Origin of the sequence: Psychroserpens sp. SPM9 (assembly GCF_025153525.1) — a bacterium.
Taxonomy (GTDB): Bacteria; Bacteroidota; Bacteroidia; order Flavobacteriales; family Flavobacteriaceae; genus Psychroserpens.
Map to the genome: position 1 here is coordinate 47,111 of NZ_JANZNR010000001.1, position 14,443 is coordinate 61,553.

The following is a 14,443-nucleotide window of genomic DNA, read 5'->3' on the forward strand; positions in this document are numbered from 1 at the left end:
TTTGAATACTTTCTTAAGCCTTTTTTTTAGTCGGTTTTGAACTGTGAATGACATTGATACTTGTGGTTTCTAAATCGATGGTTTTGGGTGTTTTATTTAAAATATCGTCTAACATACTGTGGTAGGATTCAAAATTATTCAGGTTTTTATGACCGCCACCAATAACCGTATGCAGTTGGGTGCGTTTAGGGTTTACCTTAGACAATTTAATACTGGTTTTAAAGGGAATTAACTTATCATGAGTGCCGTGAATAATATGAATAGGACATTGCACATACTTTAGCCATTTATAAGTAGGTAATGGATATTTCATCAATAAGGACAAGGGCATAAAAGGCGCATAGCGGGCAGTGACCTTAGTTAAACTGTAATAAGGCGCATCTAATATGAGCATTTTAGGATGATTCATCGACGCCAGCTTGGCAGCAAAACCAGAACCTAGTGAGCGTCCGTAGAGAATAATACGATCTTCGGTGGTTTGCTCTTTTAATTTATTATAGACCAGTTGCAAATCACGTTTAATCGCTTTTTGTGAACGTCGTCCTGTACTCTTTCCGAAGCCGCGATAATCTACCATTAGCACATTATAACCATGTCTGGTAAAATCTACGGCAAATTTTCCCCAGCCTTTAATACTTTTAGAATTCCCTTTGAGATACAAAACCACACCTTTGCTTTCTCCTTTCGGAAAAAAACGCAAACCATTTATTAGGGCGCCATCACGAGTTTCTAAGTTGTACTCTTTGGTTTCCTGATGTTCATAATCAAACTGAAAATCGGCAGGCAACTTTTCTGGCTTAAACAACATATAGTCTTGCAAATAGTATAAGGCTACACTAATGGCAATGTAAATCACAAGAACAGTAATAACTATAGACAACCAATATGGCATGAAACAAATTTTATCTTAACAAGATAGGAAAAAATCACCATGGAAATCAAATACCTACTCCTCAACAAAAGTTGCAATAGGAATAGCATTGATAAACACATTGTCTAAAACCGCTTCTCCATTTTTCACATACACCAAAGCATAGGTATTGTTTGGCAGCGAATCTCTTGAGGCTTTTCTATGTGCTAACTCGGCACTATAAGCCTTGGTTTCATTCATATAAAACTCATTAAAGGGCAATGAAAAATGTAAAGTGCTATCGCGTTCTGTATACCAATCTACTTTTGCTTTTACATAATCGCCTGTTTCTGGTGCTTCCAAATCTGCTGAAATCACTTTAGCAAAACCCAAACTATCGTTAGCGATGGAAATATAAATATCCTGTTCTCTTTGCCATGCTTTGTTACTGGTTTTAAACCTATCCACTTGATATCTCAGAACGATATATTTTCCTTTAAACGGATCTGAAGGATCTATAGGTTCTGTATTAAATTTATAGGCCGTTCCTGTTTTTAGAATGTGCTCGCGACCAAAAATCATTTGCGCTGGCACTGCTATTTGCGCAATTGCTAAAACAGCAAATAGAATAAGTATATAATTACGTTTCATGAATTAATGTTTTAAAGATTCAACTTTTGACTTTTGTTTTTTAAGTAGGATATAATTGGTTAAAAAGAACCCTATACCAACAGACACAAACAATAAACCTCTGATAACAAAACTCATATTGGTATCAAAAAACCGACAGGTGACCAGAGCTGTTATAATTAGGAGTCCGTAGTTTAATATTCCGAAGTGGAATTTATCAGCACCAATTTTAATGGTCGTAATTCCTAAGGCTAAGACCATCAAATTAACCACAATAGTACCAACGATTGGAATATTTAATCCGAAGACATACAGTATAGAAAACAGAATAAATAAGTACTGAAATAAATTAAAAGTTTTTAACCATCCTTTTGAATAAGAATAGATCAGCAACCCAACATTAGCTGCACATAAAATTGCTGAGACATATGTTTCCTGTGCATTGAAAAAGAAACGTTCTAAATACCAAAAATCATCAAAACTCATCGTTAAAACCATTATCACAATTCCCAAAGATCCCTGGACGAGATAGCCATTACGACGCAATTTTTGTTCATTAAAAAACGGAAGCTTCCCCATATTATAATAAAGACTAAAGAGTAAGAGATACATAAGAAAGCCTAACTCTGAAAGCTGACTAACAAACGTTCCAAGCACAATGGTCACACTCAAGGGAAACAACCAATTAAATACAGATGTAATATTAGCGTTTGTGTGATTTTTAAGCAAGCTATAATAATGCGGTAGTATCAAAGTCATTAATACCAAATACAACCAAGGCGACTCACTAAATGAACTAAAACTGTAGCCAACTTCGCAAGCGTAATAGGTGATCGCTATCATATTCAATAAGGCAACTGTATTGGATTTGAGAATGTAAATTAATGGGAGACTCAACACAATCCAGGTTAAAATATAAGTACTCAAATTACCAGGAATATTATAAATCTGACTCACAAGCGCAATACTTGATCCTATAGCAAAGAATAAAAATGTTCCTGAAGACTCTTTCCAAACGCTGCTTTTTTTCTTCCAAACTGAAAATGCCACAAAAATCTGTCCGATAACTAATGGCAGAAAAGCGAAAACAGTTTTTATGCTTCTGGTAAAATTATCCCAATTATGGGCAAGAATTAAAATCACACCTAACCCAATTAAAAGCGATCCCAATACGCCAAATACGGTAAACAGTTTATTAGGCTTGTGTTGTTGTTTACTTAAAACGTATTGCTCTATTCTTGAAGCAGTATCTTGAGTAATGACCTTATTAGTCACTAAATCGGATAGTTCGTTAATTAGTTTTGAATTCATAATCTGTAAATTTTAAATTTATTTAAAACCCTTCAGGCTTTGACACCTGAAAGGTTTAAGGTTACTAACTAACCAATCATCAAAACAAAAAAATCATGTAGACGATAATACCTTCGGCTATTCCGGTGATGATGCTCATACCTAGAATATCTTTAATTTTACTTCTTAAAAAGAATACAGTACTTAAAATTGCCATAATAGCTGCCAGTAAAATTTCTAAAGCTTTAATTTCTGAAAGTAAATAGGTCACTCCAGTAAAAGCTGCGGTGATTCCTACGGTTATCAAACAGAATTTTATAATTTCATGTTTCGAATAATTTCCTTCTTTAAAACCTTTTCGTAAATCTCTAAGAATAGATAAAACAAATAATAGCGGGACTACAGATAAAAATGGTGCAAAAATGACTTTAATACCATTTATAATTGGCAAATCTTTATACAGAAAAAAAGCAATGACAGTAAAAGCCAGTAAAGCGACCACAATGATCGATTGAAATGTAAACAACAATTCTCTTTTATTAGAATTGGTTCTCGGTTTTGGAGGTTGAACAATTGGATTCATAATTTTAAATTTTTGATGATTTCACTTTAATTTTAGAGGTTGCGCGTTGCCCTTAATGACCTTCATTACTTGAGCAATTACAATTAAGCGGTTAAAAAAAACACATGTATAGCTAATGAGAGTAAGACGCCACTTAAAATTCCGTTGACTCTCAAATTGTTGTACAAAATATAATTAAGCACATAACTACTTAGGGTTGTAGAGTTGATAAGGTGCGCAAAAATTAGATGGTTTTCAAGCTTCTGCCCTGTCAACCATTCTATGAGTTGCATACTTACCACACCAATAACAACAGTTAGTAACAATAATAAGGTCGCTGGTTTTTGGTGCTTCAACTTGTATGCATCGGTGTTTAGTGGTAAAAAATGTTCTATTAAAACAAAACGCACAAAAAACAACATAGGAATTGGGAATAAAATGGATGCAATAATTTTAATCACGTCCTTTAAGGTTTTGATTTCATCATAGCCCAAAAACACTAAATAGATAAACACAACGACCGAAACACCAGTAGTGATTATAAATGCGGTATTTAATTTTTTAAGTTGCATTTTAAAAACCTATAGGATTGGTGCTTGTTAGTGTTTGACTTGCTAATTGAGCTACACAATAATTATAAGTTTCAATAAACTCATTTTGAATTTGTTTTGAAAACACAACTAGTGCACTTATGGCAACTATAAAAAGTGTGATTTTAATAAACTGTTTCATGGGTTTGTTTTTTTTGTTTGTTAATGACACTACAAATGTGCAACACTAAATGTGGCTAGCAAACACAGGTTTCACAAAAAACTGACGATTTTTTAATATCATTATTACTTTAAATGATTATTTTTACTGATATATTTTATATTTAACTGACGATTAAATGACAGATTTAAACGCTATTGTTTCGACGTTTTCTTCGGAAGATGAGCAACGTTTCATCAATTATTTAGAAAAAAAGAACAAACGCAATGACACCAAAAACATTGATTTGTTTAAACTCTTAAAAGCCGACGAACTCACTTCAAAAGAGATTTGCCAAAAACTATATGGCAACACTAAAAAAGATGCTTATCACGCCTTGAGAAAGCGACTATACCAATCACTTATAGACTTTATTGCCAACAGCAACTTAGAAGAAGAGAACTCAGTAGATATGCAAATTATTAAATACATTCTGGCATCGCGAACCTTCCTCATTCATAAAAAACCTAAAATTGCTTATCAAATCCTTGACAAAGCTGAAGCCTTAGCCCAAGAGCATTTTTTGTTTCCTATTTTAAATGAAATATACCATACTAAAATTCAGTATGCTTATATGAATCCTTCGGTAGATATCAATGCATTGATTAGTGATTTCCGAAGCAATCAAAAACAACATTTTCTTGAAGAAGAATTGAATTTGGTCTATGCTAAAATCAGGCAAACCTTAAGCGACATGACCTATAAAGGTAAAGTCATTGATTTTAATACTGTACTCAACGATACTTTAAAAGCACATAATATTGACAGCTCCGAATCGCTTTCTTTTAAATCCTTATACCAACTTATTAGTATTGTGAGCTTATCGGCACTGGCAACTAATGATTACCTTAAAATTGAACCGTTTTTAATCAGCACTTACGAAAAAATCAAACATCATAAAACCAGAGACAAGCAATTGGTTCACCATATTAAAGTCGTTTACATGATTGCAAACACCTTGTTTAGAAATAAAAAATTCACCGAATCTCTTGCTTATCTGAACATCATGGAAACACTTATGCTTCAGCAACGCAAAAAATATTACGCAACATTTAAGCTTAAATATGCCTTATTAACTGCTCTCAATTACAACTACATCAACAAGCAGGAGGAAGCTATTTCCGTATTAGAATCGGTTAAACAAAGCAAGCATGCCGACATAGAATCTCTGTTGGATATACACTTAGGGCTGGTGATGTTTTATATTCAGAAATCCGATTACAAAAATGCCAAAACCATTTTTTCGAAATTTTACCATACCGATAAGTATTATATTGAAAAAGCAGGAAAGGAATGGGTTATTAAAAAGAATTTAGCCGAAATCATCCTCTACATCGAACTCGGTGAATTTAATTTAGCCGAATCGAGATTACTCAGTTTTAAACGCTCCTACTTTAGCTACCTAAAGCAAATCAATCAGGCACGTGTCATTACATTTATTAAGTTGGTTGAATCGTATTTTAAACATCCCGATCAGGTGACTTCTGAAAAATTTAAAACCACAGTCGAAAATGCATTTGACTGGGTTGACGAAAAACATGAAGATATTTTTGTGATGAGCTTTTACGCATGGCTCAAAAGTAAAATGGAAAACAAGCCACTGTACCAAACTACTTTAGCCTTAGTTAGAAAAGCACAAAATGTTAATTAGAGGTTAAAATAGACAAACGCTTTAAACCAAATTAAAATTTGCAAGTCAAAAGAACAGTCAATTAAAAACATAACAATATTAAATTTTAAAGACATTATGAAAAAAATAATTTTAATCGCATTGGCATTTGTAACATTACAAGGCGTTGCACAAGACAAAAAAAGAGGAGATAGAGACGGAAAACGCGACATGGCGAAAGACATGTCTGCTGAAGACATCGCCACCTTAGGTTCAAAAAAACTGACTTTAGCACTAGATTTATCTGAAAAACAACAAGCTCAGGTTAAAGAAGTACTTTTAGAACAAGCGACTGCCAGAAAAGAAAAAATGGAAGAACGCCAAAAAGAGAAAGAAAAAGAAGATGCTAAAAAACCTTCAAAAGAGGAACGCGTTAAAATGATGAATGCACGCTTGGATGATCAAATTGCCATGAAGAAAAAAATGAAATCCATTTTAACAGCAGAGCAGTTTGAAAAATGGGAAACGATGCAAGCTAAGCGCCATAGCAACTCCAAAGGAAAACATAAAAAAAGAGGACAACGATAAGTTAGATTAGATTAGTAGTTTTTTTGTTAATTAGCATCGATTTTTAAAGTCGATGCTTTTTTATATCATAAAAATCCTTAATTTTAATCTTTTAGAACTATTTACAATACCAAAACGATGAAAAAAATATTTACACTTTGCTTTTTTGCAATAGCATTTCTGTTTAGCACTCAAAATACAACAGCTCAAAATACATTAGAAATTAATGAAGCGGCATCTGTAAAAACCAAAGAATTGAGAAAAACACTCAAGTTTGACAAAGAAAAAATGGACGATGTTTACAGAGCTTACCAAGAGTTTGGAAAAGCTTATAAAAAAATAAGCAACTCGTCTGGTGACCACAAAGAGCGTTTAGACAAAATTAATCATCTGCTGGATGAAAAACTAAGAACCATTTTAACAGCAGAGCAATTTGACCGCTACTTAGAAATTGAGAGAGGACAAACAGAATAATAACTCATTTGATATAACATTAAAAAAAGCGACTTAATTAAGTCGCTTTTTTATTTTATAAGGTTTGTGCTACTTTTTCAACAGCACTTATGGTTGCGTCTAAATCGTCGTAAGAAAGTGCATCAGTAATAAACCAAGTTTCAAAGGCACTAGGTGCAATATAAATACCTTCATTTAACATGCCATGGAAAAAGGATTTAAAAGTCTCATTATTTCCTTGGGCAGCCGAGCTAAAATCTACAACTTCGGTTTCAGAAAAATGAATAGATATCATTGACCCTTTCCTATTAATTGTATGTGTAATTTTATGTTTGTTTAACACTTCAGCACAACCTTTATGCAGGTAGGCTGTTTTATCTTCTAATCTTTTAAACAGGTCTTGGTCATTTTCAATGGATGTGAGCATCGCCAAACCAGCAGCCATAGCGAGAGGATTTCCACTCAATGTTCCGGCTTGATAAACCTTACCTAAAGGCGCTAAATGATTCATAATTTCATCACGAGCAGCAAAGGCACCAACTGGCAAACCTCCACCTATTACTTTTCCGAAGCAAACTATATCAGCATTCACTCCGTAGAGTTCTTGGGCGCCACCTTTGGCTAAACGAAAACCAGTCATAACCTCATCAAAAATGAGCAAAATCTGATGGGCATCACACAGAGCTCGCAATTGTTTTAAAAAGTCATCTTTTGGAGGAATACAACCCATATTTCCAGCAACAGGCTCGATAATAATACAAGCGATTTCATCTGTATTTGCTTCAATTAACGACCTCACATTATGAATATCATTAAAAGTAGCCAACAAGGTATCTTTGGCCGTACCTTCAGTAACACCAGGACTATTAGGACTCCCAAAAGTAACAGCGCCACTGCCGGCTTGAATTAAAAACGCATCACTATGTCCGTGATAACATCCCGCAAATTTTATAATTTTTTCCTTTCCAGTAAACCCTCTCGCTAAACGCACAGCACTCATACAAGCTTCAGTTCCAGAGTTTACAAATCGGATTTTATCAATATTCGGCACCATTGAAACCGCCAATTCAGCGATTTGAGTTTCAATTTCGGTTGGCATTCCGAAGGAAGTTCCTTGCTTTGCTTTTTCTATAACCGCATCTACTACTGGCGGATAGGCATGACCAAGCAGCATAGGCCCCCAAGAATTAATATAATCGATATAGCGATTTCCATCGGCATCATAGACATAAGCCCCTTTTGCTGAATGTGCAAAAATTGGCGTTCCTCCAACAGCTTTAAAAGCTCTAACGGGAGAATTAACACCACCTGGAATAACATTTTGTGCCGCTTTAAATAAGGCACTGCTACGTTGATATAACATATTATCTTGTTTTAATGATAAGCATTTGACCCAAAGAAAGATCATTAGTTTTTAAACCGTTAAGACGCTTTAATTCGTCAACCGTTGTGTTGTATTTTTTAGACAGAGAATACAAGGTGTCACCTTTAACAACTCGATGACTTACAGACACATAATCTTCAGGCAAATCGTCTTGAGTTGGAGACGGCCTATTATTTAAGACCATATCATCATATTTATAAAGTTGGTAGCGCTCAATTAAACTGATTAGTTTTTGAGGATATTTCTTATCAGTTGCATAGCCTGCAGCTCTTAAACCTTTAGCCCAACCCTTATAATCGTCTGGTCGTAGTTTAAATAAATTAGCGTAGCGACTTCGGCCTGTTAAAAATTCGGAATGATCTTCAAAAGAACTAAAGGCATAATCGTATTTTCTGAAACATTCTTGAGACTTATCATCGTCGTGATAGATTTTTTTTCCGGTCCACCCATGACATTTAATTCCGAAGTGATTATTAGCTTCTACTGACAAACGCCCTTTTCCAGATCCAGATTCTAAGATGCCTTGTGCCAATGTAATGCTTGCCGGAATTTTTGATGTACGCATTTCGTCCATCGCAATCGCATTATATTTCAGAATGTATATTTCGGTAGAATTTAAAGAAGAATTTGAAGGCACATCAGGTACTTTCGATGTATTTTCAGGAGTTGTTGTTTTTGGTTTGACAACGACTTGTTCCGTTTTCTGGGTTCGTTTATCTTTTTTAGTAATGATTCTTTTTTTTGATCCACAGCTAAATGCAATCAAACAGACGAGGACAACAACACATATTTTTTTCATAAACTTCAAACGATTAAAGGTCTATTTTGTTGTTTTAATTTTTGATTCATGCCTTCAACACCTTGCAACCCTCCAGTGTGAATTGCTAAAATTTTGGACTGCTTCGGAAAATAGCCTTTGTCAATTAAATTATAAATACCGAACATCATTTTCCCAGTATAAACTGGATCTAAAGGGATGGTATGCTTGCACTTAAATTGATTCATAAAAGCAATGAGTTCATCACTAATTTTTGCATAGCCTCCAAAATGGTAATCGGTAATTAATTCCCAATTTTTATTCTTTGCAAATTTAGTAATTTCTTCTTGTAAAAAATCACCTTTTAACGCCGGAAAACCAATAATTTTCTGATGAGACAAAGCAGAATTTATCAAGCCAGAAATCGTGCCTCCAGTTCCCACCGGACAACAGATAAAATCAAATTTAGCATCAGCCTTAGTTAAAATTTCTTCACAGCCTTTAACAGCCAATGTGTTTGTACCTCCTTCGGGAATTAAATAAAAGGCTCCAAACTCCTTTTGCAATTCAGAAATAAAAGCAGAATCAGATTTATTTTTATAAGCTTCTCGGGTTACAAATTTTAATGTCATTCCGCAAGATTGAGCAAAACGCAATGTAGGATTGAGCGACGTGTTTTTTAATTCTTCACCTCTAATAACACCAATGGTTCTAAAACCAAATTCTTTCCCTGCTGCTGCAACAGCACTTATATGATTTGAATAGGCGCCTCCAAAGGTTAACAATATCGTTTTACCTAAAGTTTTGGCCTCTAAAAAGTTATACTTTAGTTTGCGATATTTATTTCCAGAAATAAAAGGATGGATAAGGTATTCTGGTTTTATATAAAGCTGATTTTCAAGTTTTAAGTTACACTTGTCCTCGTTTTTCAACATGTTAACTATTTTTTTAAATAAATTTCAAAAAAAGTGTTAAGATTACCCTAATTTTTAATACTTTAACACTAATAATCCCCAAATCTATATTTTAAAGTATTTACCTACAAAATAACATTTTAATGATGTTATCGAATATGTATATCAAAAAATATAGTTTATGATTAAAAAACTACTCTTTATACTTTTCTTATCAGCAAACTTAGGGTTTTCACAAGGAACTGATGTCCTTGGTGCTGAACAATTTTGCTCAGGAACCTCTAAATTAATATTTAATAATGTTACAGGAATGCCTGACAATACTCAGGTAGGCTGTTTGGGATCTATTCCTAACGCCGCTTATTTCTATCTGGAAATTGATCAACCTGGTGATTTAATTTTTACGATTCAACAAGAGGATGCTGGAGGATTTCCTATTGATGTTGATTTTATTGTTTGGGGTCCTTTTACCGACCTTATTGATGCCGATAACACCATATCTTTTACCGACTGTCCAACATGCCCTAACAATACTGCAAACCCTGGGTATTATCCTTATTTAGATACCGCACCAAATCCTGACAGTCCAATTGTTGACTGCAGTTATGATACCGCTGCTGTTGAAAGAATGAGAATTACAAATGCATTGCAAGGTGAAGTTTATGTTGTATTAATAACCAATTATAATGGATCTCAAGGTATTATTGACCTTCAACAAACAGGCGGAAATGGCACAACAACATGTGCAAGCAGACCTGTATGTGGCAGTAATTTTTACGATTCAGGAAATACTGCAGGACCTTACTCTAGCAACGAATCAAATCTTGATGTGATTAATCCTTACTTTTCAGGAGGTACAGTTACTGTAGATTTTACCATGGTTGACATCCCAGATACTGGCGATGTATTAACCGTTTATAATGGTCCAGATGCCTCATACCCCGTATTAGGAACTGTTACTGGTCTACCTGCTACATTTACTTCAACCACAGTAGGAAACCCCACTGGTGCCATTTCTTTTGGATTTATAAGTGATGGTGATAGCAATGTTGGCTTAGGCTGGGCGGCAGATATAACCTGTACACCGCCTCCAACACCGCCAACATGTGGCCAAACTTTCTATGATAGTGGAGGACCAACTGGCAACTATTCTAACTACGAATTTGAGACGACTACATTTTATCCAGATACAGCTGGTGACGCACTCACAGCTACTTTTACATTATTTGATTTAGAATTTGCTGATGATTTATATGTATATGATGGACCAAATACTTCCTCGCCTCTTTTAGGCGTATTTAATGGTACGACTATTCCTGGTCCTTTTACGTCATCTCATCCCTCTGGAGCCTTAACTTTTGTATTTGATAGTGATTACTCTGTAACATATGATGGTTGGGCTGCAGATTTAACTTGTGCACCATATGTACCTCCAACAGTTTGTAATTCTACATTTACCGACAGCGGTGGAGCTGGTGGCAATTACTCAAACTATGAAAGCACAACAACAACATTAACACCTGATGTTCCAAATACGTTTTTAGAAGCTAATTTTACAACCTTTGGAACTGAAAACAATTATGATTATTTATACATTTATGATGGACCAGATGCGACTTTCCCAATTATAGGAACTTACACAGGAACAAATAGCCCAGGCACAGTAACATCTACACATTCTAGTGGTTCATTAACTTTCGTGTTTACAAGTGACTTTTCTAATACAAATATTGGATGGACAGCAGATATCACTTGTATAGATCAATGTAATTTAGCCATAACAGATACAGTATACCCATTAGGCGCAGATGAATGTAATCTCGATTATACCGAACTCACAACAAATGCTCCTATACCAGCTCCTGGAGCGACTGTTTATTCTGAATCTTTTGATGGTGCCACATTCCCTACGGGTTGGAATGTTTTCAACGGATCTACAAATGCAGCTTGGAGCATCTCAAATTCTAATAATGCAGGTGGAACAGCCAATGAAGCACATTTAGAATGGTTAACTGGTAGCCAAAACAGTAATTGGAGAATTACTTCTCCAGCCATAGATATTACTGGTCAAACCAATCTTCAACTGAGTTTCAAGCATGAATTAGATGTGTTTGGAGCTGGAACTGGAATTTCAATTCGTGTACAAACCTCCTTAACCGGAACTGGCGGCTGGACCAATCAATATGTCGTCACTAATGGAGGTGATATCGCAGCGACCACTCAAACCATTGATCTTTCAGCTCTTGATGGAAATACGACCTTGTATATAAGATTTCGATTAAATGGAAATTCTTATAACTTTAATGACTGGTATGTCGATGATATTTTACTCACTGCCGATGGACCGCCTTTACAACCTCAAGTAACCTGGTCTCCAACAGCTAATTTATACACAGACAACACCTTAACAACACCGTATGTTGGTGGTTTTGCAGGTACAGTTTACGCAGCTCCTAATGGTACTCAGGTTTATACAGCTACAGACAATAATGGCTGTACTGACAATGTAACGGTGCTTTATAATAAAAAGACTTGGAATGGATCTGTAGATGATAATTGGTACAGAGGTGCTAACTGGACACCAGCTGGAGTTCCAACTATTAATAATTGTATCGTCATACCTGATAATGCTTCTGTTCCTAATGATCCAATCTCTAATAAATTTTTAACACCTCCTCCTACACCTCCGCAGCCTGCACAAGGAAGAAATTTAACTCTTGAGGATGGAGCTTATCTTGAGGTTGAAACCAATACAGAATTAATAATTCAAGAATGGATTGATGTTCAAGGGACTGGAATCTTTAACTTAAAGAGTAGCGCCAGTCTTATTCAAATTGAAGATTCAGCAGTGAATTCTGGAAACATTCATGTACAACGTTCGCCAAACTTTGATGAAAGTGCAGTGGCTGGTAGTGAATATATTTACTGGTCATCGCCTGTTGCAAATTTTCAAGTAACCAACATATCGCCATCCTCTAGTTTATTATTTGATTGGACACCAACAGTTGTTGGCAACGGAGCCGGAAACCATGGCCAGTGGTATGCAGCTTCTGGCGCTATGACAAATGGAAAAGGTTATATTGTTAGAGGACTAGGTGGCACACCTGCTACAATTCCTGCAACAGCTTATCCTGTATCAAACAATACAGCCCTTTTTAGTGGCACGCCTAATAATGGCGTTATTACCAGAAACATCTTTCATGGTAATTGGAATGGTGGTGACTATCCTGGAATTGGAAACACAGCTACCGATCAAGATGACAACTGGAATCTAATAGGAAATCCTTATCCTTCAGCAATTTCAGCAAATGCATTTACAGATATAAATACTAATATCAACGGAACAATTTATGTTTGGCCTCATGATAATACGTATTCAGCAATTAATTTAGATCCGTTTTACGAAAATTACGTTTATAATTATGATGGCAATGATTATATTGAACATAATAATACTGGATCAAACCCTCCAGGAACCAATGATTTATTTATTGCTTCTGGGCAAGCCTTTTTTGTATTAATGAATCATGGCGCCACATCTGGCACATCTGTCACTTTCAACAATAGCATGAGGCAAGTACTGTCAACCTATGATAACAACACTTTTTTCAGAACTGAAAATCCACAAGAAGACAGCAGTCAAGTCATTGTAAACAAACATAGAATCTGGTTAGATTTATTATCTCCTAATAATACGACAAATACACTATTAGTGGGCTATGTAGCTAATGCTTCTAACGACTTTGATCGTCAATACGATGGTTATGATTTTAGCAGTGGTGATAATAGTGGCTTTTATTCTATTTTGAATGATGAATCGCTTTCTATTCAAGGTAGAGCATTACCGTTTTCTGAAGAAGACACTGTTCCTTTAGGACTTATTGCCAACGAAACAGGAAGTCATACAATTGCGATTAATACATTAGACGGTCTATTTTTAAATGAGGATCAAAATATCTACATTGAAGACACCGAATTAAACAGTATTCACAATATTAAAATGTCACCTTATACCTTCACAATAGATGCTGGTATTCATAACGACCGTTTTATTTTAAGGTATACAAATCAAACCTTGAATGTTAATACTTTTGATACTAACGATATCTTAATTACAGCTCCTAAAGGTGATTATATTAAAGTCACCACAGGGATTGGAACTATTAATACCGTTGCTGTTTATGATATAGTAGGTAAAGTTATATTCGCCTCTAAAAACATTAACCTTTCTGAATTTGTCTATGAAGAATCGAGACTGTCTGCTGGTGCCTATATTGTTAAAGTAGAATTGACTAATGGAAAACAAAAAATTCAAAAAGTAGTATTGCGCCAATAACTATAGGTAATTTATAAAACGAAACAAAGGCCTTGATTTTAGATAATTAAGGTCTTTTTCATTTGTATGAGCTTCCTTTTCAAAGGAAATACTTAAATAGGCTCTATGCCAGTGCTTTAATTTCATGAGTCGGATTAAAAACTCAACACCATAAATAATATAAAATGGAATAACAAGCAATTCAATTTGTTGTCTGAGATGAATTTGTTCGTGATTTAGTAATACAGCATTCGTTTTTAGATAATCGAATTTCAGAAAAATAAAAGGAAAAATAGTAATACCCACATACCCTTTTGGAACCATAAATTTTGAAATTAAAACCATATCAAACAAGAATCAAA

General features: G+C 34.8%; 14 protein-coding genes. 4 read left to right on the top strand and 10 right to left on the bottom strand.

What is annotated here, in order from left to right; all coding sequences use genetic code 11:
* Positions 1-13: 13 nt before the first annotated feature.
* The 6 genes from N4270_RS00215 to N4270_RS00240 all read right to left on the bottom strand — a co-directional run bounded on the left by N4270_RS00215 (position 14) and on the right by N4270_RS00240 (position 4,064).
* The gene (locus N4270_RS00215) at positions 14-892 is read right to left on the bottom strand and encodes an alpha/beta hydrolase (RefSeq protein WP_260094784.1); all 879 of its coding nucleotides are present in this window, start codon (positions 890-892) and stop codon (positions 14-16) included.
* Positions 893-946: 54 nt separating this feature from the next.
* Positions 947-1,501 (bottom strand): GDYXXLXY domain-containing protein, encoded by a 555-nt coding sequence (locus N4270_RS00220; RefSeq protein WP_260094785.1) that lies wholly within the window; start codon positions 1,499-1,501, stop codon positions 947-949.
* 3 nt (positions 1,502-1,504) lie between these two features.
* Positions 1,505-2,791: a DUF2157 domain-containing protein gene (locus N4270_RS00225; protein ID WP_260094786.1), complete on the bottom strand. Its 1,287-nt coding sequence runs from the start codon at positions 2,789-2,791 to the stop codon at positions 1,505-1,507.
* A gap of 79 nt (positions 2,792-2,870) precedes the next feature.
* Positions 2,871-3,353: a hypothetical protein gene (locus N4270_RS00230; RefSeq protein WP_260094787.1), complete on the bottom strand. Its 483-nt coding sequence runs from the start codon at positions 3,351-3,353 to the stop codon at positions 2,871-2,873.
* An 83-nt stretch (positions 3,354-3,436) separates the two neighbouring features.
* Positions 3,437-3,904 carry a hypothetical protein gene (locus N4270_RS00235; RefSeq protein ID WP_260094788.1) on the bottom strand — a complete coding sequence of 156 codons (468 nt, stop codon included), beginning with the start codon at positions 3,902-3,904 and terminating at the stop codon, positions 3,437-3,439.
* A 1-nt stretch (position 3,905) separates the two neighbouring features.
* Positions 3,906-4,064: a hypothetical protein gene (locus N4270_RS00240; RefSeq protein ID WP_260094789.1), complete on the bottom strand. Its 159-nt coding sequence runs from the start codon at positions 4,062-4,064 to the stop codon at positions 3,906-3,908.
* A gap of 157 nt (positions 4,065-4,221) precedes the next feature.
* Between N4270_RS00240 and N4270_RS00245 the strand changes: the two genes are divergently transcribed.
* The 3 genes from N4270_RS00245 to N4270_RS00255 all read left to right on the top strand — a co-directional run bounded on the left by N4270_RS00245 (position 4,222) and on the right by N4270_RS00255 (position 6,732).
* Positions 4,222-5,733, top strand: coding sequence for a hypothetical protein (locus tag N4270_RS00245; RefSeq protein WP_260094790.1), 1,512 nt, complete (start codon positions 4,222-4,224; stop codon positions 5,731-5,733).
* 96 nt (positions 5,734-5,829) lie between these two features.
* Positions 5,830-6,279 (top strand): hypothetical protein, encoded by a 450-nt coding sequence (locus N4270_RS00250; RefSeq protein ID WP_260094791.1) that lies wholly within the window; start codon positions 5,830-5,832, stop codon positions 6,277-6,279.
* A 117-nt stretch (positions 6,280-6,396) separates the two neighbouring features.
* On the top strand, positions 6,397-6,732 hold the full coding sequence (locus tag N4270_RS00255; protein WP_260094792.1) for a hypothetical protein: 336 nt from the start codon (positions 6,397-6,399) through the stop codon (positions 6,730-6,732).
* A 55-nt stretch (positions 6,733-6,787) separates the two neighbouring features.
* Here the strand turns inward: N4270_RS00255 and hemL are convergent, their stop codons facing one another.
* From hemL to N4270_RS00270, 3 genes are read right to left on the bottom strand one after another with little or no spacing between them, the layout of a single operon-like run.
* A complete protein-coding gene (gene hemL, locus N4270_RS00260) occupies positions 6,788-8,074 on the bottom strand; it encodes a glutamate-1-semialdehyde 2,1-aminomutase (RefSeq protein ID WP_260094793.1) in 1,287 nt (428 codons plus the stop codon).
* A gap of 1 nt (position 8,075) precedes the next feature.
* On the bottom strand, positions 8,076-8,894 hold the full coding sequence (locus tag N4270_RS00265; protein ID WP_260094794.1) for a glucosaminidase domain-containing protein: 819 nt from the start codon (positions 8,892-8,894) through the stop codon (positions 8,076-8,078).
* A gap of 5 nt (positions 8,895-8,899) precedes the next feature.
* The gene (locus N4270_RS00270) at positions 8,900-9,787 is read right to left on the bottom strand and encodes a 1-aminocyclopropane-1-carboxylate deaminase/D-cysteine desulfhydrase (protein ID WP_260094795.1); all 888 of its coding nucleotides are present in this window, start codon (positions 9,785-9,787) and stop codon (positions 8,900-8,902) included.
* A 160-nt stretch (positions 9,788-9,947) separates the two neighbouring features.
* Here N4270_RS00270 and N4270_RS00275 point away from each other — a divergent pair, with 160 nt between their 5' ends.
* Positions 9,948-14,102 carry a CUB domain-containing protein gene (locus tag N4270_RS00275; RefSeq protein ID WP_260094796.1) on the top strand — a complete coding sequence of 1,385 codons (4,155 nt, stop codon included), beginning with the start codon at positions 9,948-9,950 and terminating at the stop codon, positions 14,100-14,102.
* Here the strand turns inward: N4270_RS00275 and N4270_RS00280 are convergent, their stop codons facing one another.
* Positions 14,103-14,405 (bottom strand): hypothetical protein, encoded by a 303-nt coding sequence (locus tag N4270_RS00280; RefSeq protein WP_260094797.1) that lies wholly within the window; start codon positions 14,403-14,405, stop codon positions 14,103-14,105.
* Between the last annotated feature and the right edge of the window lie 38 nt (positions 14,406-14,443).

Bases quoted from the DNA above. Each gene is read 5' to 3' on its own strand.
- N4270_RS00215 (WP_260094784.1), bottom strand. From the start codon at position 892: ATGCCATATTGGTTGTCTATAGTTATTACTGTTCTTGTGATTTACATT.
- N4270_RS00220 (WP_260094785.1), bottom strand. From the start codon at position 1,501: ATGAAACGTAATTATATACTTATTCTATTTGCTGTTTTAGCAATTGCG.
- N4270_RS00225 (WP_260094786.1), bottom strand. From the start codon at position 2,791: ATGAATTCAAAACTAATTAACGAACTATCCGATTTAGTGACTAATAAG.
- N4270_RS00230 (WP_260094787.1), bottom strand. From the start codon at position 3,353: ATGAATCCAATTGTTCAACCTCCAAAACCGAGAACCAATTCTAATAAA.
- N4270_RS00235 (WP_260094788.1), bottom strand. From the start codon at position 3,904: ATGCAACTTAAAAAATTAAATACCGCATTTATAATCACTACTGGTGTT.
- N4270_RS00240 (WP_260094789.1), bottom strand. From the start codon at position 4,064: ATGAAACAGTTTATTAAAATCACACTTTTTATAGTTGCCATAAGTGCA.
- N4270_RS00245 (WP_260094790.1), top strand. From the start codon at position 4,222: ATGACAGATTTAAACGCTATTGTTTCGACGTTTTCTTCGGAAGATGAG.
- N4270_RS00250 (WP_260094791.1), top strand. From the start codon at position 5,830: ATGAAAAAAATAATTTTAATCGCATTGGCATTTGTAACATTACAAGGC.
- N4270_RS00255 (WP_260094792.1), top strand. From the start codon at position 6,397: ATGAAAAAAATATTTACACTTTGCTTTTTTGCAATAGCATTTCTGTTT.
- hemL (WP_260094793.1), bottom strand. From the start codon at position 8,074: ATGTTATATCAACGTAGCAGTGCCTTATTTAAAGCGGCACAAAATGTT.
- N4270_RS00265 (WP_260094794.1), bottom strand. From the start codon at position 8,894: ATGAAAAAAATATGTGTTGTTGTCCTCGTCTGTTTGATTGCATTTAGC.
- N4270_RS00270 (WP_260094795.1), bottom strand. From the start codon at position 9,787: ATGTTGAAAAACGAGGACAAGTGTAACTTAAAACTTGAAAATCAGCTT.
- N4270_RS00275 (WP_260094796.1), top strand. From the start codon at position 9,948: ATGATTAAAAAACTACTCTTTATACTTTTCTTATCAGCAAACTTAGGG.
- N4270_RS00280 (WP_260094797.1), bottom strand. From the start codon at position 14,405: ATGGTTCCAAAAGGGTATGTGGGTATTACTATTTTTCCTTTTATTTTT.